At 64.9% G+C, this 19,508-nt stretch carries 16 protein-coding genes and 1 pseudogene; 12 read left to right on the top strand and 5 right to left on the bottom strand.

Translation table 11 applies throughout. The features are described 5' to 3' along the window. Nucleotides 1–24 precede the first annotated feature (24 nt). Entirely contained in the window at nucleotides 25–1,833 is a 1,809-nt protein-coding gene (locus HPY64_06225) for a hypothetical protein (protein ID NPV66724.1), read from the bottom strand. A gap of 289 nt (nucleotides 1,834–2,122) precedes the next feature. Here HPY64_06225 and HPY64_06220 point away from each other — a divergent pair, with 289 nt between their 5' ends. The 5 genes from HPY64_06220 to HPY64_06200 all read left to right on the top strand — a co-directional run bounded on the left by HPY64_06220 (nucleotide 2,123) and on the right by HPY64_06200 (nucleotide 8,708). After that, a complete protein-coding gene (locus tag HPY64_06220; protein ID NPV66723.1) occupies nucleotides 2,123–4,141 on the top strand; it encodes a hypothetical protein in 2,019 nt (672 codons plus the stop codon). Between the two features lie 182 nt (nucleotides 4,142–4,323). Continuing rightward, the gene (locus tag HPY64_06215) at nucleotides 4,324–4,527 is read left to right on the top strand and encodes a hypothetical protein (protein NPV66722.1); all 204 of its coding nucleotides are present in this window, start codon (nucleotides 4,324–4,326) and stop codon (nucleotides 4,525–4,527) included. Between the two features lie 150 nt (nucleotides 4,528–4,677). After that, nucleotides 4,678–5,973 (top strand): MFS transporter, encoded by a 1,296-nt coding sequence (locus HPY64_06210; GenBank protein NPV66721.1) that lies wholly within the window; start codon nucleotides 4,678–4,680, stop codon nucleotides 5,971–5,973. A 146-nt stretch (nucleotides 5,974–6,119) separates the two neighbouring features. Continuing rightward, on the top strand, nucleotides 6,120–8,324 hold the full coding sequence (locus tag HPY64_06205; GenBank protein NPV66720.1) for a UvrD-helicase domain-containing protein: 2,205 nt from the start codon (nucleotides 6,120–6,122) through the stop codon (nucleotides 8,322–8,324). A gap of 84 nt (nucleotides 8,325–8,408) precedes the next feature. After that, a complete protein-coding gene (locus tag HPY64_06200) occupies nucleotides 8,409–8,708 on the top strand; it encodes a hypothetical protein (GenBank protein ID NPV66719.1) in 300 nt (99 codons plus the stop codon). 23 nt (nucleotides 8,709–8,731) lie between these two features. On the opposite strand, the gene HPY64_06195 is transcribed toward HPY64_06200, so the two are convergent. The 3 genes from HPY64_06195 to HPY64_06185 all read right to left on the bottom strand — a co-directional run bounded on the left by HPY64_06195 (nucleotide 8,732) and on the right by HPY64_06185 (nucleotide 13,013). Continuing rightward, nucleotides 8,732–10,354, bottom strand: a complete 1,623-nt coding sequence (locus HPY64_06195) for an SH3 domain-containing protein (protein ID NPV66718.1) — start codon at nucleotides 10,352–10,354, stop codon at nucleotides 8,732–8,734. 48 nt (nucleotides 10,355–10,402) lie between these two features. After that, nucleotides 10,403–11,710: a hypothetical protein gene (locus tag HPY64_06190; protein NPV66717.1), complete on the bottom strand. Its 1,308-nt coding sequence runs from the start codon at nucleotides 11,708–11,710 to the stop codon at nucleotides 10,403–10,405. 73 nt (nucleotides 11,711–11,783) lie between these two features. After that, the gene (locus HPY64_06185; GenBank protein NPV66716.1) at nucleotides 11,784–13,013 is read right to left on the bottom strand and encodes a hypothetical protein; all 1,230 of its coding nucleotides are present in this window, start codon (nucleotides 13,011–13,013) and stop codon (nucleotides 11,784–11,786) included. A gap of 317 nt (nucleotides 13,014–13,330) precedes the next feature. Between HPY64_06185 and HPY64_06180 the strand changes: the two genes are divergently transcribed. The 4 genes from HPY64_06180 (at nucleotide 13,331) to HPY64_06165 (ending at nucleotide 15,764) form a co-directional block, all read left to right on the top strand. Continuing rightward, complete coding sequence (locus HPY64_06180) at nucleotides 13,331–13,807, top strand: GIY-YIG nuclease family protein (protein NPV66715.1); 477 nt, start codon at nucleotides 13,331–13,333, stop codon at nucleotides 13,805–13,807. 142 nt (nucleotides 13,808–13,949) lie between these two features. Then, on the top strand, nucleotides 13,950–14,711 hold the full coding sequence (locus HPY64_06175) for a GNAT family N-acetyltransferase (GenBank protein ID NPV66714.1): 762 nt from the start codon (nucleotides 13,950–13,952) through the stop codon (nucleotides 14,709–14,711). A gap of 87 nt (nucleotides 14,712–14,798) precedes the next feature. After that, nucleotides 14,799–15,215: an NUDIX hydrolase gene (locus HPY64_06170; protein ID NPV66713.1), complete on the top strand. Its 417-nt coding sequence runs from the start codon at nucleotides 14,799–14,801 to the stop codon at nucleotides 15,213–15,215. 177 nt (nucleotides 15,216–15,392) lie between these two features. Beyond that, nucleotides 15,393–15,764: a VOC family protein gene (locus HPY64_06165; protein ID NPV66712.1), complete on the top strand. Its 372-nt coding sequence runs from the start codon at nucleotides 15,393–15,395 to the stop codon at nucleotides 15,762–15,764. A 139-nt stretch (nucleotides 15,765–15,903) separates the two neighbouring features. Here HPY64_06165 and rho read toward each other — a convergent pair whose 3' ends face one another. Then, on the bottom strand, nucleotides 15,904–17,196 hold the full coding sequence (gene rho, locus HPY64_06160; protein ID NPV66711.1) for a transcription termination factor Rho: 1,293 nt from the start codon (nucleotides 17,194–17,196) through the stop codon (nucleotides 15,904–15,906). A 342-nt stretch (nucleotides 17,197–17,538) separates the two neighbouring features. Between rho and HPY64_06155 the strand changes: the two are divergent. The 3 genes and pseudogenes from HPY64_06155 to rnpA all read left to right on the top strand — a co-directional run bounded on the left by HPY64_06155 (nucleotide 17,539) and on the right by rnpA (nucleotide 19,410). Further along, nucleotides 17,539–18,674: pseudogene (locus HPY64_06155) on the top strand (ISAs1 family transposase). A gap of 222 nt (nucleotides 18,675–18,896) precedes the next feature. Then, on the top strand, nucleotides 18,897–19,073 hold the full coding sequence (gene rpmH / locus HPY64_06150) for a 50S ribosomal protein L34 (protein ID NPV66710.1): 177 nt from the start codon (nucleotides 18,897–18,899) through the stop codon (nucleotides 19,071–19,073). 4 nt (nucleotides 19,074–19,077) lie between these two features. Further along, nucleotides 19,078–19,410 (top strand): ribonuclease P protein component, encoded by a 333-nt coding sequence (gene rnpA, locus HPY64_06145; protein ID NPV66709.1) that lies wholly within the window; start codon nucleotides 19,078–19,080, stop codon nucleotides 19,408–19,410. The last annotated feature ends 98 nt before the right edge of the window (nucleotides 19,411–19,508 follow it).

Genomic DNA, 19,508 nt, shown 5'->3' with positions numbered 1-19,508 from the left:
CCGTCAATGAAGTGGGTGACACCATCATCCAGGATATGCAGGGTCGCTGACCGGATCGGTGATCACCGGCAGATCGGGGAAAAAGAAGGGCAGCCGTAGATTGCCAGGAGCCACGATCTTGACCGGGCGCTCGCTGGCGGCAATCTCCTGCCGCAGCAGGTTGACCGTCCGCATCAGGGCATAGTTAGAGGCCAGTTGCTTATCGTCGTCAGTCTGAAGTCTGCCTTCGATCCAGTAGGGCACGACATCGCTCATCGTCCCGACCAAGCCGGGCACGATCAGCGCCAGCAGGGCCGCGCTCGCCAGCGCCCGCCCCCGCGCTGGAGCCAGTCGCCTTTCCAGCCGCGCCGCCAGCGCCAGCAGCAGCCGCGCAAGCAGGAACAGTTGCAGCACGGTGATGGCAAAGGCCAGGCGCGGATGGTACGAATACGACCAGAACCAGGTCACCCAGTAGGGCAGCAGCAACGCCAGCGTTTCGGCTGCCTGCGCCAGCGCAGGCCGATCGGCCAGCGCGCTGCCCCCCTCCCGCCACCAGCGGACCACACCCGCCGTGTAGAGCGCCAGCCCCGCCAGTAGCACGCTGACCTCCGCGAGCGTCAGGCGGTGTGTTGGCATCCCCCCCAGCCCGGCGGAAGGCAGGGCGCCGCCGATCATCAAGAGCAGACCGGGGATCAGCAGCCGCCTGCTGGCGCGCGGCCCTTCCCGGCCCAGCAGCAGGATCGCTGCCAGTAGAGCCAGGCCGATCAGCGGCAGGGTGAGCTGCCGGCCGCTGCGCTGGGCCTGGGTCAGCCAGTAGGCCGGGGGGAAAATTAGCGCCGGGTGGCCCAGCAGCAAGTTGCGGATGTACCACATCCCCCCGATCGGTGCGCTGAAAACTCCGGCGACGGCGATCAGGCGGAAGTTCCGCCATAGCCGGGCGCGGTCCAGCCGGCTGCGGGCGGTGTCTAGCAGCCATAGCAGCCCGAAGCCCCATACCAGCGCCCCGGCGGTGGGCTTGGTCCACATGCCGCCGGCCAGCATCAGCCCGGCGGCAGCGGCGTAGCGCCAGGCCCGCCCGCCTTCCGCCCGCCAGGCCAGCAGCGTGAATAGCGCCGCCAGCGTGAAATAGCACGTCAGGGGGACTTCCAGATCGCCAAAGCGCGACCAGTCGACATGAGGCGGAAAGCATGCCCACAGGATGGCGGTCAACAGCCCGGCGCGGCGATCGGCCAGCCGCGCCCCCAGCAGGTATGCCGCGCCCAGGCTGCCCAGCGCCATGATCGGGATGGCGGCGCGGGCGGCGTGATCGTTGATCCCGCCCCAGAGCAGCTGCCCAAAGGTATAGAGCAACGACAGCAATTGCGGGTAGTAGTCCATGCTGGCCGGAATCTGGCCGCTGAGGGTGAAAACGCGGGCGTTATAGCCGTAGACCCACAGAGCGTCATAGGCGGCGAAAGGCCAGTAGGCTACGCGAATCACCCGCAGGATCAGGGCAACGATCAGACCGGCCAGGATCAGCCGTTCCCAGTTCGCCAGCGGGATGTCCGGCCCGCCGCTCTCCGTCGGGGGCGGCTCCCGCCGTGCCCGCCAGAAGGCCGCCGCGCCGGTCAGCGCCAGCGCTGCGCCGCTGAGCAGAATCCCAACCAGCGTGATCGTCCCGAAAGTGCCCAGCAGGAACATGGCGGTGGTCAGGCCCATCGCGCCCAGCGCCAGGCCAAACGTCCCGACCATGACCCGATCGGCCCAGTCCTGACGAGGCAGGACAACCAGTGCCCAGGGGACGCCCACCACCAGCAAGACGCCGATCATCACAGGCAGGATCGCCAGGGTGGGCAGCAGCCAATCGCCAACCATTCGTTATGCGCCTCCAGTCGCTCAGCGCGGGGGACTATACCGCCTGCGCAGAGAGAGGGCAACGGCTGGGGACAAAGACGGCCTGCGATCGTGTCGCGCCGCGGCACGTAACAGAAGCAGGGGACAGGGAGCAGGGAGCAGGTAGTAGGCGTCCTCCCGTTCTCCTATCCTGGCTCTTACCTTCTGCCTCCCGGTTGCGTTCCCCGGCGGCGGCACTACAATCAGCCGCAAGAATGCCTGCGTCTTCTCCCTCTGCCCGGCCGTGCCGGTAGAAGAAAGAAGCCCGCCTATGACCACAGCCGCTTTGAGCGCCGCAGCCGCACCACTGGATGAACGCACCTACAGGCGCCGCATCTGGGCCTGGACGATGTACGACTGGGGCAACTCCGCCTTTGCCACCACCATCCTGGCGGCGGTCCTGCCCGCCTACTACAGCAATGTCGCCGGGGCTACCCTGCCCAGCGAGGCTACCGCCACCGCTTACTGGAGCGTCGGTCTGAGCATCTCGTTGTTGATCGGCGCGCTGCTTTCCCCGATTCTGGGTACGATCTCCGATATCCGGCGCAACAAAAAGCCGCTGCTGTCGATCTTCGCCGGGCTGGGTATTGTCGCCACCGGCCTGCTGGTGCTGGTCAGCACCGGCGACTGGCTGCTGGCTTCGGTGCTGTTTGTGCTGGGGCGCGTCGGGTTCACCGCCGCCAATGTCTTCTACGATTCACTGCTGCCCCATGTCGCCCGTGAGGAAGACCAGGATGAGGTCTCTACCCGTGGTTATGCGATGGGGTACCTGGGCGGCGGGCTACTGCTGGCGATCAATATCGCCATGATTCAGCTCATTCCCGATAGCTGGTTCGATTACGCCGGGATTCGCCTGTCGTTCCTCAGCGTGGCGCTCTGGTGGGCTGTATTCACCATCCCGTTGCTACGTGCGGTGCCGGAGCCACCGGCGGCCACCGCCCGGCTCAAGCCCGGCGAGACCGTGATCGGCGTCAGTTTCCGTCGCCTGGCGACCACCTTCCGCCAGGTGCGGCAATACAGCGAGCTGTTCAAGTTGCTGGTGGCCTTCTTCATCTATAACGATGGCATCGGCACCATCATCGGCGTCGCCGTGATCTACGGCGCAGAACTGGGCTTTGGCACGACCGAGTTGCTACTGGCCCTGTTGCTGGTACAGTTCGTCGGCATCCCCTTCAGCCTGATCTTCGGGCGTCTGCCGCGGTCCGGGGAAAAGCGCCGCCCGCAATTCCTGGCTTTCATCCTGTTCAACCTGATCGTTTTGCCGCTGGTGGGCATCATCGCCCGCCCGGCGCTGCCGGTTGACCTGAGCGGCGCGCCGCCCGCCCCCTACGCAGCCACAGAGACAGCGGTCGGGCAGGGGCAGTACGCCTGGGATGCTCCGGCCATCGTCCGCCAGGGCGCCTGGGAGACGGCCGCCATCCCCGCTGCCGCTATCGATGCCGCCGCGGATGTGCCCTACGCCATGACGACCGAACCCGGCGCAAGCTTCATGCTGACCTTCAACGGCCAGAATGTGGTCCTGACCTACAACACCGGGCCGGACGGCGGTAAAGCAGATGTCCTGCTCGATGGCGAGCCTCTACGGGATAAGGCTGGCGAGCCGGTGGTTCTGGATACTTACCAGGCTACCGTGCGCTACAATGTCAGCAAGAAATTCAGCGCCCCTGAGCCGGGCGAGCATACCCTGACACTGGTCAACCGCGCTGAGGCTAACCCTGCCAGCAGCGGTACGCGCCTGGCGCTGGTTGGCGTCGAGGTGCTGCCGCCGGCCCGCCGCAGCAACCTGGGGCTGATCATCGGGCTGCTGCTGGGCGTGCAGGTCGTGGGCATCATCTTTGCAGCACTGCTGGGACGTCCGCTGTTCACCCGCCTGGCGGAGGCGCTGGATACCAAACGCAGTGTGTTGCTGGCCCTGTTGATCTACAGCGTGATCGCCATCTGGGGTTTTGTACTCGATTCCACCATCGAGTACTGGTTCCTGGCCTGGATGGTAGCTATCGTCCAGGGCGGTAGCCAGGCCCTCAGCCGCAGCCTGTACGCCAGCATGTCCCCGGCGGCCAAGAGCGGCGAGTTCTTCGGCCTGTATGGCGTGATGGAGAAGTTCTCAGCCATCATCGGCCCGCTGCTGTTCGCGGCGGCAGTGGCCATCTTCGATAGCAGCCGTCCCGCCATCCTGAGTCTGATCGCCCTGTTCATCATCAGCGGCTTCCTGCTGACCCGGGTGAATGTGGAGGAAGGGCGGCGTGTGGCCCAGGCGGAAGACGCTGCCGTGCTCGGTACAGCTTCTTGATTGGATCTGGCGGGGCTTTCGGGGCGCGGCACTCGCCGGGGCGGGCCGCCGCGCCCGATTGCCCGATCATGATGGCCGGCTGTGAAGCGAGTATTGCGTCCCGCAAGAATGCGGTACAATGATCACGCGGGAATACTACCGCTCCAAACATTGGTGTACCTGTTCACAAGGAGTTCAATACAATGGCTTCAATCGAATTCTTTGACGTCAAACTGAAGAAGAAGGTCATGGTTGACGAGAAGGACATCGTTAAAGTCACTTTCACGACCAAGGGTGGCAGCGTGCGTTATGGTATCCGCGGCAAGACCAGCGATGGCCGTAACCTGACCAAGTTTGTCAACAAGGCGACCTGGGATGCCCTCAAGGTGCCTGAGGCCAAGGGGTAGTCCGCCAATCGGCGGGAGTCGGCCTGCAGGGGGCAGACCGGCTCCTTTTTTGATCCCGGCGCTGGCCGCGGCGGGCAGCGCGGCGGCTGGCCCTCGCTGGCCTGAATCCTGGCCGGGATGTATCTCTGCCTTCTGTCAAAGGACAACACCATGGCCACGTATTTCCGTCGTCGGTGGGTTGTCGTCGTCATCTTCTTCGCCTTCATGCTTCTCCACCAGTCTGACAAGCTGCTGATCGGCCCGCTGACCACCCAGATCATGGAAACCTTCGGGATCGACCGCACGGCGATGGGCGCGGTCGGCACCGGCGCGATGATCGTGGCCGCGGCCCTGTACCCGCTATGGGGCTACCTGTACGATCGCTATGCGCGGGCCAAACTGCTGGCCCTGGCCTCGGCCATCTGGGGGGTGACCACCTGGCTGGGGGCGATTGCCCCGACTTACCCGCTGTTCCTGGCGGCCCGCGCCTCCACCGGCATTGACGATTCCAGCTATCCCGGCCTGTACAGCCTGATCGCCGATTACTTCGGCCCGCGTGTGCGCGGCAAGATTTACGGCATTCTGCAACTCGCCCAGCCGATGGGCTATATGGTCGGGCTGGTGCTGGCCCTGGTGCTCGGCCCGATCATCGGCTGGCGCAATGTGTTCATCATCACCGGGACAGTCGGGCTGATCATTGCCGCGCTGATCGCCCTGTTCATCCGGGAAGTGCCGCGTGGCCGGGCTGAGCCAGAACTGGCCGAACTGGCCGAGATCGGTGTCTACCGCTTCGACTGGAAGACCGCCCGCGGGCTGTTCCGCCGCCGGACGTTGATCCCGCTGTTTTTGCAGGGATTCTTCGGCGTCTTCCCCTGGACGGTGATCTCCTTCTGGTTCTTCAACTACCTGGAGACGGAACGCGGCTACACCCCGGACGAAGTGCTGCCGACCATGGCCATCGCCGTGCTGGTGCTGGCTTCTGGCTACTTCATCGGCGGCGCGCTCGGCGACTGGCTGTTCCGGCGGACACAGCGCGGGCGGCTGCTGGTCTGCCTGTTTGGCGTGGTCAGCGGCGCGATTATGCTTTACCTGACTCTACAGGTGCCGCTGGAACAGAAAGGGCTGTTCCTGGCTCTGCTATGCCTGACCGCCCTGCTGATCCCGTTCTCGTCGCCCAATGTGATCTCGACCGTTTACGACATCACTGTGCCGGAGGTGCGCAGCACGGCGCTGGCTGTGCAGTATTTCATCGAGAATGGCGGCGCGGCGCTGGCCCCGCTGATGGCCGGAGCGATGGCTGAGCAATCCACGCTGGGGAACGCCATCCTGACCATCTGTGTGATTGCCTGGGCGTTCTGCGCGGTGTTCCTGGCGATCGCCGTGATTATCGCTCCGCGGGATATCACCGCGCTGCGGGCGGAGATGCGTCGCCGGGCGGCGGCGCTGGCCGCCTCCGCTGACCGCTGAACAGAAAACGGGGGCGCCAGCACGAGGTAGGTGGACCGCTGGCGCCTCCGCAGGCTCAGAGCGCCGCCCTACACCCCCCGCCCAAAATCAGCTACAATACCTTCCTGCCATCGAACAAACGAGCCATCAGCAGGAAGGCCAGAGCCATGCCTGAATCGCCCCTTCTGGAGGGCCTTAATCCCCAGCAGCGCGATGCCGTCTCCGCCGGGACAGGCCCGCACCTGATCCTGGCCGGGCCGGGCAGCGGCAAGACGCGCGTCCTGACTCATCGCGTCGCCTACCTGGTACAGGAAATGGGTGTTACCCCCTACCGGATCATGGCCGTGACCTTCACCAACAAAGCCGCGCGGGAGATGCAGCAGCGTGTCGAGCGGATGCTCGGCGGGCAGGAGCTGAGCGGGCTTTCGCTGGGCACGTTTCATGCCCTGTGCGCGCGCATCCTGCGCGTCGAGGCGGAAAACACCCCCTATACCAGAGACTACGTGATCTTTGACACGCGCGACCAGCTCACCGCCGTCAAGCAGGCCGCCACCCAGCTCAACATCGACATCAAGCGCTTCACCCCGCGCAGCCTGCTGGATGGCATCTCTGCCGCCAAGAATGAACTGCTGACGCCGGAGGTCTTCGCCGACCGGGTGGATAGCTACTTTGCCGAGATCGTCAGCCGCGTTTACTTTGCCTATCAGGAGATTCTGCTGGGCAGCAACGCCATGGACTTTGACGATCTGCTGATGCAGACCGTCCTGCTGTTCCAGCAGTACGCGGACGTGGCCGCCAAGTATCAGCGCCGCTATGAGCATGTGCTGGTCGATGAATTCCAGGACACCAACTACGCCCAGTACAAGCTGATCCATGCCCTGGCCGCGCCGCAAAACAACCTCTTTGCCGTCGGGGACCCCGACCAGAGCATCTACGCTTTCCGCGGCGCAGATTACCGCAACGTGCAGCGCTTCCAGAAGGACTTCCCCGACGCGCGGGTGATCCTGCTGGAGCAGAACTACCGCTCAACACAGACGATCCTGGACGCCGCCACCGCCGTGATCAACGTCAACACCAACCGCACACCCAAACGGCTCTTCACCGCACGCGGCAAGGGGGAGCGGATCGCGCTCTACGAAGCTTACGACGAAGATGACGAAGCCCGGCACATCCTCAACACCATCCTGCGCCTGAATGAGGAAGGCCGCTATAACCCCGGCGAGTGTGCGATCATGTACCGCACCAATGCCCAGTCCCGCCCCCTGGAGGAAGCCTTCCGCCGGGCCGGGGTGCCCTACCGCCTGATCGGCGCGACGCGCTTCTACGATCGGCGCGAAATCCGCGACCTGCTGGCCTACCTGCGCCTGATCCACAACCCCGATGATGGCGTCAGCCTGGAGCGGATCATCAATGTGCCTACCCGCGGCATCGGGGAGCGAACACTGGGCGAGCTACGCGCCTGGGCGGAATCGGTCGGCCTCTCGCCGGGGCGCGCGTTGCTGGCTCTGCTGGAAGGCGCAGATGCGCCCTTCAGCCCGCGCTCCCGCCGCGCTCTGGAAGCCTTCGCCGGGCTGCTGGCCCACTGGCAGGCGCTGGCCGCCGCCGGTCGCCCGCCGCTGCCCATCCTGGACGCCGTGATCGACGATACCGGCCTGGCCGCCTACCTGCGCGATGGCTCCCATGAAGGTGAAGATCGCTGGGAGAACGTGCTTTCCCTGCGGGAAAGCGCCGCCGATTACGAGCACGCTGACCTGGCCGAGTTCCTCACCCAGGTTGCCCTGGTCAGCGATGTGGACGTGCGCGATGACAACGTCGATGCGCCCGCCCTGCTGACCCTGCACAGCGCCAAAGGGCTGGAGTTCCCGGTGGTCTTCCTGTGCGGGCTGGAGGAAGGCACGTTGCCGCACCTGCGCAGCCTGGAGGCTGACGCCGAGGGCGATCCGGACGCCCTGGCGGAGGAGCGCCGCCTGATGTATGTGGGCATCACGCGGGCCAAAGACCGCCTGTACCTCTCTTACGCCTTCCGCCGGACGCGCTTCGGCGATTCAGAGCCAAGCCTGCCCAGCCGTTTCCTGCAGGATGTGCCTCCGGCGTTGCTGGAAGGCGCGCCGCTGGCGGGGACCTCGCGGGCCGCGCAGGATAGCTTCGCCCGGATGACGGCCTGGATGGATGACCTGCCGCGCCCGCACGCCGCCCGGAACGCCCCGCCCCCGCCGCGCTTTCAGCCCGGCATGCGGGTGATCAACCCGCACTTCGGCGAGGGGGTGGTGATCGCCGCCAGACGCTACCACGACGCCGAGGAGGTTGATGTACAGTTCGACCGCGCCGGGCGCAAACGCATTGACGGCAACTTCCTGGAGCCGCTGGGCTGAGGAGATCGGGCATGGTTGCCCCCGGCCAGCGCCGCGCTTATACTGAGGTGCAAACTGGCCGCGTACGCAAGCCGGAGGCCCCCCATGAGCGAGAGCGACCCCTACGCCGCGCTGGAGCAGCTATACCCGGCCCTGATCGCCCAGATGCCGCCCCGCTTTAACTCCCACGAATTCATCCTGCGCCTGGCCTACCAGCATCAGGGGCTGTACATTCGGGCGCTGGCCCAGTACGCCGATAGCGATCATCCCTTCATGATCGCTCATGCTCGCCTGGCGCGGGCGCTGGCCCGCTTCCCCGATCTGGTGCGCTATGTCGGCGATGAGCCGAGTGTAGATATCTTCGGCCATACCGGGGCCGCCGCCCTCTGGCGGCGGGTGAAGTGAGGACGGCGTAGCCCCGTAGCGCTTCAGTTCACCCGGATGGTCACCGTCCGGGTAGTGCTTTCCCCGTTCTGCAGGACGACGCGCAACGTATATGTCACATCCGCCGGCGGGTAGACGGATGGACACTCCTGCTGTGACCCGTTGCCGACCACGCCGCGGTCCTGGTAGTAGACCTCGCGCACGCCCTCGGTTGCCCAGGTCAGCGTCACGCACTCGCCCAGCTTGATGTTGGTGCGATCTGCCGTGAAGGAGATGAAGTAGCCGCCCAGCACGGTGATCGGGATCGAGCGGCTAACCCGTTCGCCATTCCGCAAGACGACGGTCAGCGTGTAGGTCATGTTGTAAGGCGGGCATTCCTGGCGGGAACCCTGCCCGGTCACGCCCTGGCCCTGGTAGTAAACCTCCTGCACGTTCTCCACCGCCCAGCTCAGGGTGAGGCACTCGCCCAGGTTGATCGTCGTCCGGTCAGCGACGAAGTTGATGGTCGGCCCGACCGGCGTTGGCGTGGCCGGGACCGGCGTTGGCGGGGGCGGCGGGATATAGTAGGCCAGCGTCGGCAGGCTGGCGGGCGGCACGATCGGCCTGCCGAACAGCGATGATCGGGCAGCAAAGCGGGCGGCTGCCGCGATCTGCTCCCCCACAGCCGGATCGCGCAGGCGGAGCAGCCGCGAGCCTGTGTCAACCAGCCCTGCCGCGTTGAGCGAGACAGCGATCGCCTGGCCGGGGCGGGTCAGCGTCACCGGGTAGCCGCCAACGCGCGTCTGCAGGCGGCCATCCAGCAGGGCGATCACCAGCGCCCCGCCCGCGCCGTTACCGGTCGGAGCAGTCGTCAGGGCGATCGTCGAGCCGAGCCGGATTTCCAGCGCGTTGACGTTCAGGCGCACTTCGGCCAGTTCCGTGCTCTGGATGATCAGGGCATTGGGGGCTTCAGCGCAGACCGGGCCGCCAAAGCCGGTGGTGAAGTAGAAGGCCTGCATCGGGCCGTAACGCGGGCCGCTGCCTACGGGCAGGCGGCTGAGAGCGGCGGTATCGCTGACGCGCACCAGCTGCCCGAAGATCCAGCCGCGCCCGCCATTCTCCAGCAGCAACTCGTACCAGTCGTGTCCCTCGCTGACGCCGGTGATGGTGAGCGGTGTCCCGGTGGGGACGCTGGTCAGGATGTTGGCGGCGGTAGTCGGGCGGCTGCGGATGTTGGAGGCGGTGGTCGTCACGCCGCTGACCGGCGCTACAGTCCCGGCGGCCTGCTCCGGCGGGACGGCGTTTTGCAGCGTGACATCGCCCATCAGCAGGAAGGTCACGGCCTGGCCGGGCAGGGTCTCTGGCACGTCAGCCTGCAGATTAAGCAGGACCAGCCCCCATTGATTGCTGGCCAGGTCCAGCGGCGCGGTAGCGATCGTCTGCAGGTCAAGCAGGGCGGCACGGTCGGAAGGCCGGCTGAAGCGCGCCTCGACCTGCGGCCTCCAGAAGATGGCATCCACACGGTTGTAGCCGTAACAGGCGGCGTCCCGTTCCAGCCCGGCGCAGACTGTGTCCAGCGATTGCAGCGCGTCGGTCACCAGCGCCGGGCAGACTTCCGTGCCCTGGCCGCTGGCCGGGCCGGTCAGGGCCGCCAGAGTCAGAATCGCGATCACGAGGACCCTTTTCATGGGCTTTCTCCTCCCCGGCCCTGCCACAGACGAGTCAGGTTGCCGGGGCTATTCGTCCGACACAGTGAAGACACAGGCGTGTGGGCCACAGGGCGGCATATTGCCGATGGCGGTATGACCGCCAGCAGTGGCCGTCCACACCGTTCTCACGGAAACTTCCCACCCAGCCGGGATGTCATACGCCGGTTCTGCCTCCAGCCAGCGGATCCACCCGTGCTGGACAGGCGCGGAGACGCCATCGATGATGATGTACCCGTTTGCGGCGGCGGCTGACGCCAGCGCTTCAGCCTCGGTTGGCCAGCGGCAACCCTGCATGATGGTGACCCTATCGCCGGAGTGGATGCCCTCCACCCGGTCCCGCCCGGCTTCGCAGGTACCCACGTCAAAGAGGCGCTCGGTGGGGGCAGTGTCTTCGGCGGGCGCCTCGGCGGTGATGGCGACCTCTCCGGCGGCCTCCGGCAGCGGCGGAGTATAGGGTGCCAGGGGGGCGGCGCAGCCGGCGGCGCTCAGAGCCTCGATCCCGGCCAGGCTCGCATCGAGGCAGGCATTGGTCACCGTCGCTGCCACCGCCGCTACCGGCGGAGCGACCAGCGTCGAGGTCTCATCCACCCGCCCCCGGTCGTTGAGCGTGACAGCGATGGCCGGCAGGGCGATCGGCTCGGCAGCATCCGGCTGTTCCAGGGCAACCGAACCGGCGGCGACGGCAGTGTTCAGGTGGCCTTCCAGCAGAGTGATCACCATCACCTCCGCCGCGCCATCTTCGGTCGGCGCTTCGGCCAGGGTGAAGATGGCGGTTGAACTGAGCTGCACCGCCAGGTCGTTGATGGTCATGGTCACCGGCGTACCCGCCGGACTCTGGATCACCAGAGCGTTGGGGGTTTCGGCGCATTCCGGCACGCCCAGGCCGGTTCTAAGGTAAAGGGCCTGCAGAGGGGCAGCGCCCGGCGCTGCAGCGTCTTCCAGTGTCGCGTCACCCATCAGCAGGAGCATCACCGCCTGACCGGGCAGGGTCTCCGGCAGATCGGCCTGAACATGCAGCAGGGCCACCCCCCAGATCTGGGCCTGTCGATCGAGCGGGGCGGTAGTCAGGGCGCGCAGGTCGGCCAGGGCCACCCGGTCCGCCGGGGCCGCGAAGACCAACCCCGTCTGCCCCTCGCGAAAGGTGGCGTTCACCAGCGAGTGCCCGTAGCAGGCGGTGTCCCGCCCCAGCCCGGCGCAGGAATCGCTGGCCAGTTGTAGCGCCTGCGCTGCCAGCGCCGGGCAAGCTACAGGATCGGCGCCCTGGGCCGTGACTGTCACGCCGGCCACGAGGAAAGCCAGCGCCAGCGCGGCACAGAGTGCGATTCGACAATTCATCTCTCTTCCTCCTGATAAGCGCTATGGCGTCACATCATTCCCCGCGGGCGCAGACCGACCTGGCGGCTGCCCCTCAGGGCGAGACGGTGAACGTGCAGGTATTGGTCTCGCCGGTGATCGACCAGGTGGAGGTGAGGGTGTGCTGGCCTGCCGTGGCGATCCAGTTGGCGCGGGCGCGATCGCCGTAGCCGGGCGGCCCGCCGCCAACATGCCAGGTCGGCCCTTCGTAGTACACCGGCAACGGCTGGCCGTCGAGGGTGATCGTGGCGTAGTGCCCGGCCAGCGCAGCCCGCAGGGCCTCCGGCGATTCCCAGCGCCCTACGCCCTTCTGGAAGACGACCGATTCGCCGGGTCGGATACGGTTCATCTCCCGGCAGCGGGAACCGAATCCACCGATCTCATAGGCGGTCGCGCTGGCAAAGTCGGGTGGCAGGTGGAAGACCGGCGGGTGGGTACAGGCATCGCGGCGCGGCGCAGCCGTCCACAGATGAGCGGCGATCCAGTCTTCGCACGCGCCGCCGAGGATGGCCGCCAGCGCCGGATTCGGGCCGGGATCGACCGGTTGCGAGCTGGCGTCCACCCGTCCCTGCGCGTTCAGAGCAAGTGCCAGGGCGTCGCCGGGCTGGGTCAGCGGGATGGTGAAGGCCGGATGGTGGGCGGTGAAAGTCCCTTCCACCAGCATCACCACCAGGGCGGTCGCGTCCGGCTGATCGGGCACGGCGCTGAGGGTAAAAACGACGGTCGAAGCCAGCGAAAACTCCAGGCCGTTGATCGTCAGGGTGGCTTCGATGCCGGTGGAGTTGTGGATGATCAGGGCATTAGGGGCCTGGCGGCAGGGCGGTTCGCTCAGACTGGCGCTGAAGTAAAAGGCCTGCATCGGGCGCGGGCCAGCCTCTGGTGGAGTCTCGTTTTCCAGTGCGGCCTCGCCCATCAGTAGAAAAGTGATCGCCTGGCCGGGCAGGCTCTCCGGCACGTCAGCCTGGGCGTGCAACACGGCCAGGCCCCATTGCTCGCGGGCGCTATCCAGCGGGGAGGTGGCGATGGCTCGCAGTGTCCCCAGCGGGACGGTGTCCGCCGGACTGGCGAATGTCGGGAGCTGGCCCGGCTCCCGGAAAGTGGCTTCCACCTGGCGGTGGCCGTAACAGGCGGTATCCCGCCCCAGGCGGCTGCACACCTGATCCAGGGCGTCCAGCGCAGCGTCGACCAGCGCCGGACAGGTCTCACCACTGCCCTGGGCCAGGATGGGCCGGGCGGCAGCCAGCAAAAAGGCAAACAGCACAACAAATACCAGCCGGCGACGCATGGCGGTTTCTCCCCCCTCTCTGAACGGTCTTGATAGTTCTATTATAGGCCGACTTTCCACAGCCGGCGTTGCGGAGAAGAGGCCGGAAGATCGGGTGATCGGGAGTCCAGGAAGAACGTCTACCCGTGGAGAGGCGCTGGAGGATGGGGAACGCGACACGCTCGACCCTGTATCATGTGCCTGGCGCTGGCAGACTGTCGACCTCCTGGCCCCCTGGTTTCCCGGCCACCTGACTGCTGGCCGTCCTGGCCTGTCAGCCGGCGAGCGCTTGACCCGCCCGGCGTCAGGGCGCACACTTACCCTGTGGAGGATGCGCTATGAGCGATTCGCCAGTTGCCGCGCTGCCCGCCGTGCCGGGGACCTATGCCCTGCTGATCCACGTCAATGCGCCGCTAACCATCCGCCCGGGACGGCTGGGAACGGTGGCGCTGGGGAGGGGCTGGTACGTCTATACCGGCAGCGCGCACGGCCCCGGCGGGCTGCGGGCGCGGGTAAGCCGCCATCTGCGCCGGGACAAAACCCGCCACTGGCACATCGACGCTCTGACCTGCGCCGCGCCGGTAGCGGGCGTCTGGGCGGTTGCCGCGCCGGAACGGCTGGAATGCGTCTGGGCGGCAGCGCTGCGCGCCCTGCCCGGCGTACAATTACCTGCAGCGGGTTTTGGCGCGTCAGATTGCACCTGCCCGGCGCATCTGCTTCAGGTGCCCGATCTGGCGGCAGTAGCCGCAGCGCTGAACGCTACCCTCGCCGCCGGACACCTGTTATACTTGCCGGTGATGCGCGGGACGGGCTGATCCGGCCTGCTGGCGTGCCGCGGCGTGCCTATCCCCAGGGACGATTCAGAAACCATCACCACGTGACAAAGCAACGCAGGGGCGTGGCAGCAATCGCGCTCTGCGCCTGTTGTGGAGCCAGACCACCAGTCAGTACACCGTTATGCTCATCCACGAAGCACGCCAGATCATCAGCCGCTACCTGCTTGACGACTCCAGCATCATCGATGCACCAACCGCCTATTATGCGCTGTACCATGACGCCCGGCGCTCCGAACTGCGGGTGAAGCTACGCCCTTCGGGCCGGGCGGATGGCTTCGTTGGCCGCTTTCAGACTGGCTATGACCTGTTCCGCCCGCTGGTGACCATGCACTGCCGCACCCCTGAAACCGCCGCTGACCTGCTGGCCGAACTGCTGACTCCGGGCCGCCCGTATCTGTTCTTTGCTGGCAGCCACCAGCTCCCCTACCTGGGCGGCAGCTTTGCCCTGCAAACCCAGCGGCTGATGCGCATCTACTACCTGGAAAGCAGGCGCTTCCGGCCCGCCATCAATGTCATGGTGGTGGAAAAGCCGACTCCGGGCGGCCTGCCGCGCTTTGAGATCCAATCCGGTGGCCTGGCGGCGGTAGCCGGGATCAACTGGCAATCGCCGGGGTTCGCCGAAGTGTATGTCCACACCGATCCGGGGGCGCGCAAGCGCGGCTGGGGGCAGGCCGTGGTGACCGCCTGCACGGAATACATCCTGCGCCGGGGACGGTTGCCGCTGTACCTGGTCGAGGCGGATAACGAGGAGTCGCTGGCGCTGGCGGAGGCGGTCGGCTATGTGGACAGCGGGGCGCAGCAGGTGTACGCCGAGGGCGTTTACCTGGGCCACCCCGCCCGGCGGCCCATCTCCATTAAGGAAGAGGGCACTGCCGGGTCATGATTCGGCCAACATATCCCCAACCAGCCTTGGGTTAATAAGGGATAACCGGCGCGTACTTGGGATTTCCACCCGGATCAGGAGGCAGGGATGGGCGAAGCGCCACAAAAACCAGTGCGCGATGTGGCCGCCGCCGTGATCCAGCGGGATGACGGGCGCGTGCTGCTTGTCCAGCGCGGCCCCACCGCCCCGACCTTCCCCGGTTGCTGGGGGGTGATCACCGGCTTTGTTGAAGTGGGCGAAACCCCGGCGGCGGCGGCGCTCCGCGAGATCGCTGAAGAGCTGGGTGTGAGCGGGCGTGTGCTGCGCAGCGGAGAACCGTTCCCGGTTGATATTGGGCCGTCCGTCGTGCGGGTCTGGCCGCTGCTGTGCGCCATCGATGCGCCGGAAGCGATCGCGCTCCAGGCGGAGAACCAGCGGTACGAGTGGGTGGCGCTGGAAGAGGTGCTGGCCCGCCCGACTGTCCCCCGGCTTGAGCAGGATTTCCGCGCCCTGGGCCTGCTGTAGGGAAGGCTCTTGAGCTGCGCGTGGACCGCTGTTAGCGCTCCGCCTCATGATCTTCTATCTCCCCTGTTTCCGCTTATTGCCTCCGGAATTGGTACTTGACAGAACAGAACTTTTGTTCTATTCTGAATATGAGTGATTTACTCACCTTTTTGTGGCCATTGGAGGGGAGACTGGCTGATGAGCGGAAGAAGGGTAGTACACCTGGAGTTGACGGGGAGCGACCGGCTGGCCAGCGCCCGCTTTTACGCGGACCTGTTTGGCTGGGAAATGAAGGATTACCCGGATATGCAGTACACCACGCTGAACACCGGCAACCAGGAGATCGGCATCGGCATCGGCCCGGCGAGCAACGGGCAGGCTTCTCCGCCGACCTTCTACATCGAAAGCACCGACCTGGAGGCTGACCTGCGGGCCATCCGGGCAGCAGGCGGCCAGGTGGTCGGTGAGACTCTTCATGTGCCCGGCGTCGGCTCCATGGCGTACTTCAGAGACCCGGCGGGTAACCTGATCGCCCTCGGCAAGTTTGACGAGACCCAGTCGTCAGTATAACGGAGGTGGCTTAGCGTACCTGGCAGGGCCAAAAAATCTAAAAGTAAGCTGTTGGGTCATGCGCCGCCGGGGCCGTCCGGTCCCGTTAGCTCCCGGCGCAACAATAAAACGAGCCACCTGCGCAGGTGGCTCGTCCTCGCTAGCGGCCCGTTGCTGAATAGCTGGATTTGCCCAGCGTCATCAGGAATTCCTCATTACTGTCGGTCATGCGCAGCTGCTGGAGCAGTTGCTCGGTGGCGACCACCAGACCGTTCTCGCTATTGCCCTGTTCGTCCATCAGGTGAGCCAGCATCCGGCGCATCGTCCAGACGCGCTGCAGGACATCCGGGCCGAGCAGCAATTCCTCGCGGCGAGTGCTGCTGCGGTCAATGTTGAAGGCCGGGAAGATCCGGCGCTCCTGCAACACACGGCTAAGGTGCAGCTCCATATTGCCGGTGCCCTTGAATTCCTCGTAAATGACATCGTCCATCCGGGAGCCGGTGTCGATCAGGCAGGTGGCGACGATGGTCAGGCTGCCGCCCTCCTCCACATTACGCGCCGCGCCAAAGAAACGCTTGGGCGGGTACAGGGCGGACGGATCGATACCGCCGGTCAGCGTGCGGCCACTGGGCGGCACAACCAGGTTGTAGGCGCGGGCCAGGCGGGTGATGCTGTCCAGCATGATCACCACATCCTGGCCGCCTTCCACCAGACGCTTGGCCCGTTCCAGGGCCATTTCCGCCACCCGCACATGGTGCTGAACCGGCTCGTCAAAGGTGGAGCTAATCACCTCCGCTTCCACCGAGCGATCCATGTCAGTCACTTCTTCCGGACGTTCGCCGATCAGGACGACCATCAGGTGGACTTCCGGGTAATTCTGGCTGATGGCGTTGGCGATGTCCTTCAGGACGGTGGTCTTGCCCGCTTTGGGCGGGCTGACGATCAGGCCGCGCTGCCCCTTGCCGATCGGCGCGATCAGGTTCAGCAGCCGGGTGCTCAGGATGCGCGGCGAAGTTTCCAGGTCAAAGCGTTTATCGGGGAAAATGGCGGTCAGGTTTTCAAAGTTGGGGCGGCGCTTGGCCAGTTCCGGGCTTTTGCCGCTGATGGCTTCTACCCGCAACAACCCGTAATACTTTTCGGAATCCTTGGGCGGGCGGACCTGGCCAATGACGAAGTCGCCCGTGCGCAGCCCGAAGCGCTTGATCTGGGTCTGGGAGACATAGATGTCTTCCGGGCCGGGCAGGTAGTTGTTGGAGCGCAGGAAGCCAATCCCATCATCGATGATTTCCAGCACGCCGCCGCGCAGCTCATACCCCTTCTTTTCGGCCTTATCGCGCAACAGCCGCAGGATCAGGTCCCACTTTTTCAGGCGGCTGTAGCCGGCGATATTGGCTTCCTGGGCCAGACGGCGTAGTTCAGTCAGGGTTTTCTTTTCAAGCTCAGCAACGTCCATTGAGAAGCTCCACAGTGGAGGGGGGCTTTCGCCCACACCAGGGGGTGAACAACGGCAGGGAGGCCGGTCAGTACGAATATGCCAGGGGAGTTTACCTGTTACAGCCAGGTAAACGCGGTTTCAAGCCCACAGGTGGTCACCGTCCGCTGGTCAGTTAACAGTCAGCACAAAAATGGGCGTGGGTCGTGGAATAACGCAATTACCGTGACGTACCGGGGAACCGCGTCGCCATCACTATAGCACACCTTCGAGACGGAATCAAGACAGACTGGATACAGAACAGGGCAATCGCATCAAAAGTGCTGATAGGGAATAATAGGATGCCTCTAACCAGGAGGCACTATGTCAGACGAAAACCCGATCAGCTTACTCATCAGTTTTCGGGACCTGCCCGATCCCCGAGTGGAGGGGCGTTGCGATCACAAGCTCATCGATATCATCGTGATAACGGTGTGCGCCGTTATTGCGGGAGCGGAGAGCTGGGTGGATGTGGAGAGCTTCGGTAAAGCGAAGCAAGAATGGTTGCACCTTTTCTCGACCTGCCGCATGGGATACCGTCGCACGACACGTTCGGGCGCTTTTTCGCGGCGTTGGATGCTGAGGCATTTCAGACGGCGTTCATGCGCTGGGTGGAAGGGGTCTTTCGGGTGAGTAGAGGTCAAGTCATTGCGATTGACGGCAAGACAGCACGGCGCAGCCATAACCGAAGCCTCGGCAAAGACGCCATCCATATGGTCAATGCGTGGGCCACGCACAACGGCATTGCCTTGGGGCAGTGGAAGACAGACGCGAAATCGAATGAAATCACGGCGATTCCGCCGCTGCTACGCCAGTTGAAAGTGGCGGGCTGTATTGTCACGGTCGATGCGATGGGTGCTCAAACCAAGATCGCCCAGGCGATTCGCGATGAAAAGGCCGACTACGTGCTGCGGGTCAAAGACAATCAGGGGCACTTGCACCAGGACATTCAAGACTGGTTCGCGCATGCGGACAACGTGCAATTCGCTCAGATGCCACACAGCTATGCCGAAACCATCAATAAAGGCCATGGACGCATCGAAATTCGGCGGTGCTGGGCCATCAGTGACCCCCTGGCCTTCGAATACCTCCGCAATTATGAGGGTTGGACTGATTTGCAGACCATTATACGGGTGCAACGTGAGCGACGACTTCCAGACAAGACCGAGCTCAACACGGCCTACTACATCAGCAGCTTGCCCGCTGAGGCTGAACCCCTCCTGGATGCCACGCGCTTCCACTGGGCGGTTGAAAATAGTCTTCACTGGGTCCTGGACGTCATCTTCAGAGAGGACAATGCCCGGGTCCGCCTCGGGCACGCCGCCCACAACATGGCGATCTTGCGACAACTGGCGCTCAACATTATCAAAAAGGACTCTTCCAAGGGGAGTATCCGCACCAAACGCTTCAAGGCCGGCCTTGATATCACCTTCCTTGAACGGTTACTGGAACAAATTTGATGCAATCGCCCTGGGATACAGAAGGGTAGTGTATCACAGCCGGCTGGCATCGTGCTGGCGTTGGCCAGAGTCGCCAGCCAGGCTGGCCAGCGCACGGCGCAAAAAATACGGTTGACCGCGCGATCCCGATCGGTTATACTGAAGCGCCGTGCTTGGCTCGCAATCCGTCCGATCTGGGCGGTTTTTCGGTATCACTAGGCTTGAGAAGGGTTCACAACGACTATGCCCAAGCGTACCTGGCAACCCAAGAAGCGTCGCCGTCTGCGCGTTCATGGTTTCCGTATGCGGATGCGCACCCGCACCGGTCGCGCCGTGCTCAAGGCGCGCCGGGCCAAGGGGCGTCATCGCCTGACCGTGCAGGTGGCGCACGTCAAGAAGACGAACTGGAACGCCTCCTGAGGAGATGCGGCGACGTCTGCGGCTCCGGCGTGATGAGGATTTCCTGCGTGTACGCAGGGAAGGGCGTACCTATGCCCACCCGCTGCTGGTCCTGGCCCTGGTTCCCAATCACCTGCCTCACAACCGCTACGGCATCATTACGACGCGCCGGCTGGGCAGCGCGGTGGCCCGAAACCGGGTCAAGCGCCGCATCCGCGAGGCTACCCGGCACTGGCATTCCCGGATCGCGCAGGGGTACGACGTGATCGTCATCCCGCGCCCACCGGCGCTGACCTGCCCATACCCGGAACTGCTGGAAGCGATGGCGGTTGGGCTACGCCGGGCTAATCTGCTATAACTGATAGCATCGGCGCAGCAGTCCGGCTGGCCCGGCTATGGTGCTTTCGCCGCCTGCACAACCGCACAACCATAATAAGATGTATTGGCGCCTTGAGA

This window comes from Anaerolineae bacterium (genome assembly GCA_013178165.1).
Taxonomy (GTDB): Bacteria; Chloroflexota; Anaerolineae; order Aggregatilineales; family Ch27; genus Ch27.
The sequence above is the reverse complement of the archived record's forward strand: the minus strand, read 5'-3'. Positions and strand labels throughout refer to the sequence as shown.

Coding starts and splice junctions, on each gene's coding strand:
- HPY64_06225 (NPV66724.1), bottom strand. CDS start 1,833: ATGGTTGGCGATTGGCTGCTGCCCACCCTGGCGATCCTGCCTGTGATG.
- HPY64_06220 (NPV66723.1), top strand. CDS start 2,123: ATGACCACAGCCGCTTTGAGCGCCGCAGCCGCACCACTGGATGAACGC.
- HPY64_06215 (NPV66722.1), top strand. CDS start 4,324: ATGGCTTCAATCGAATTCTTTGACGTCAAACTGAAGAAGAAGGTCATG.
- HPY64_06210 (NPV66721.1), top strand. CDS start 4,678: ATGGCCACGTATTTCCGTCGTCGGTGGGTTGTCGTCGTCATCTTCTTC.
- HPY64_06205 (NPV66720.1), top strand. CDS start 6,120: ATGCCTGAATCGCCCCTTCTGGAGGGCCTTAATCCCCAGCAGCGCGAT.
- HPY64_06200 (NPV66719.1), top strand. CDS start 8,409: ATGAGCGAGAGCGACCCCTACGCCGCGCTGGAGCAGCTATACCCGGCC.
- HPY64_06195 (NPV66718.1), bottom strand. CDS start 10,354: ATGAAAAGGGTCCTCGTGATCGCGATTCTGACTCTGGCGGCCCTGACC.
- HPY64_06190 (NPV66717.1), bottom strand. CDS start 11,710: ATGAATTGTCGAATCGCACTCTGTGCCGCGCTGGCGCTGGCTTTCCTC.
- HPY64_06185 (NPV66716.1), bottom strand. CDS start 13,013: ATGCGTCGCCGGCTGGTATTTGTTGTGCTGTTTGCCTTTTTGCTGGCT.
- HPY64_06180 (NPV66715.1), top strand. CDS start 13,331: ATGAGCGATTCGCCAGTTGCCGCGCTGCCCGCCGTGCCGGGGACCTAT.
- HPY64_06175 (NPV66714.1), top strand. CDS start 13,950: ATGCTCATCCACGAAGCACGCCAGATCATCAGCCGCTACCTGCTTGAC.
- HPY64_06170 (NPV66713.1), top strand. CDS start 14,799: ATGGGCGAAGCGCCACAAAAACCAGTGCGCGATGTGGCCGCCGCCGTG.
- HPY64_06165 (NPV66712.1), top strand. CDS start 15,393: ATGAGCGGAAGAAGGGTAGTACACCTGGAGTTGACGGGGAGCGACCGG.
- rho (NPV66711.1), bottom strand. CDS start 17,196: ATGGACGTTGCTGAGCTTGAAAAGAAAACCCTGACTGAACTACGCCGT.
- rpmH (NPV66710.1), top strand. CDS start 18,897: ATGCCCAAGCGTACCTGGCAACCCAAGAAGCGTCGCCGTCTGCGCGTT.
- rnpA (NPV66709.1), top strand. CDS start 19,078: ATGCGGCGACGTCTGCGGCTCCGGCGTGATGAGGATTTCCTGCGTGTA.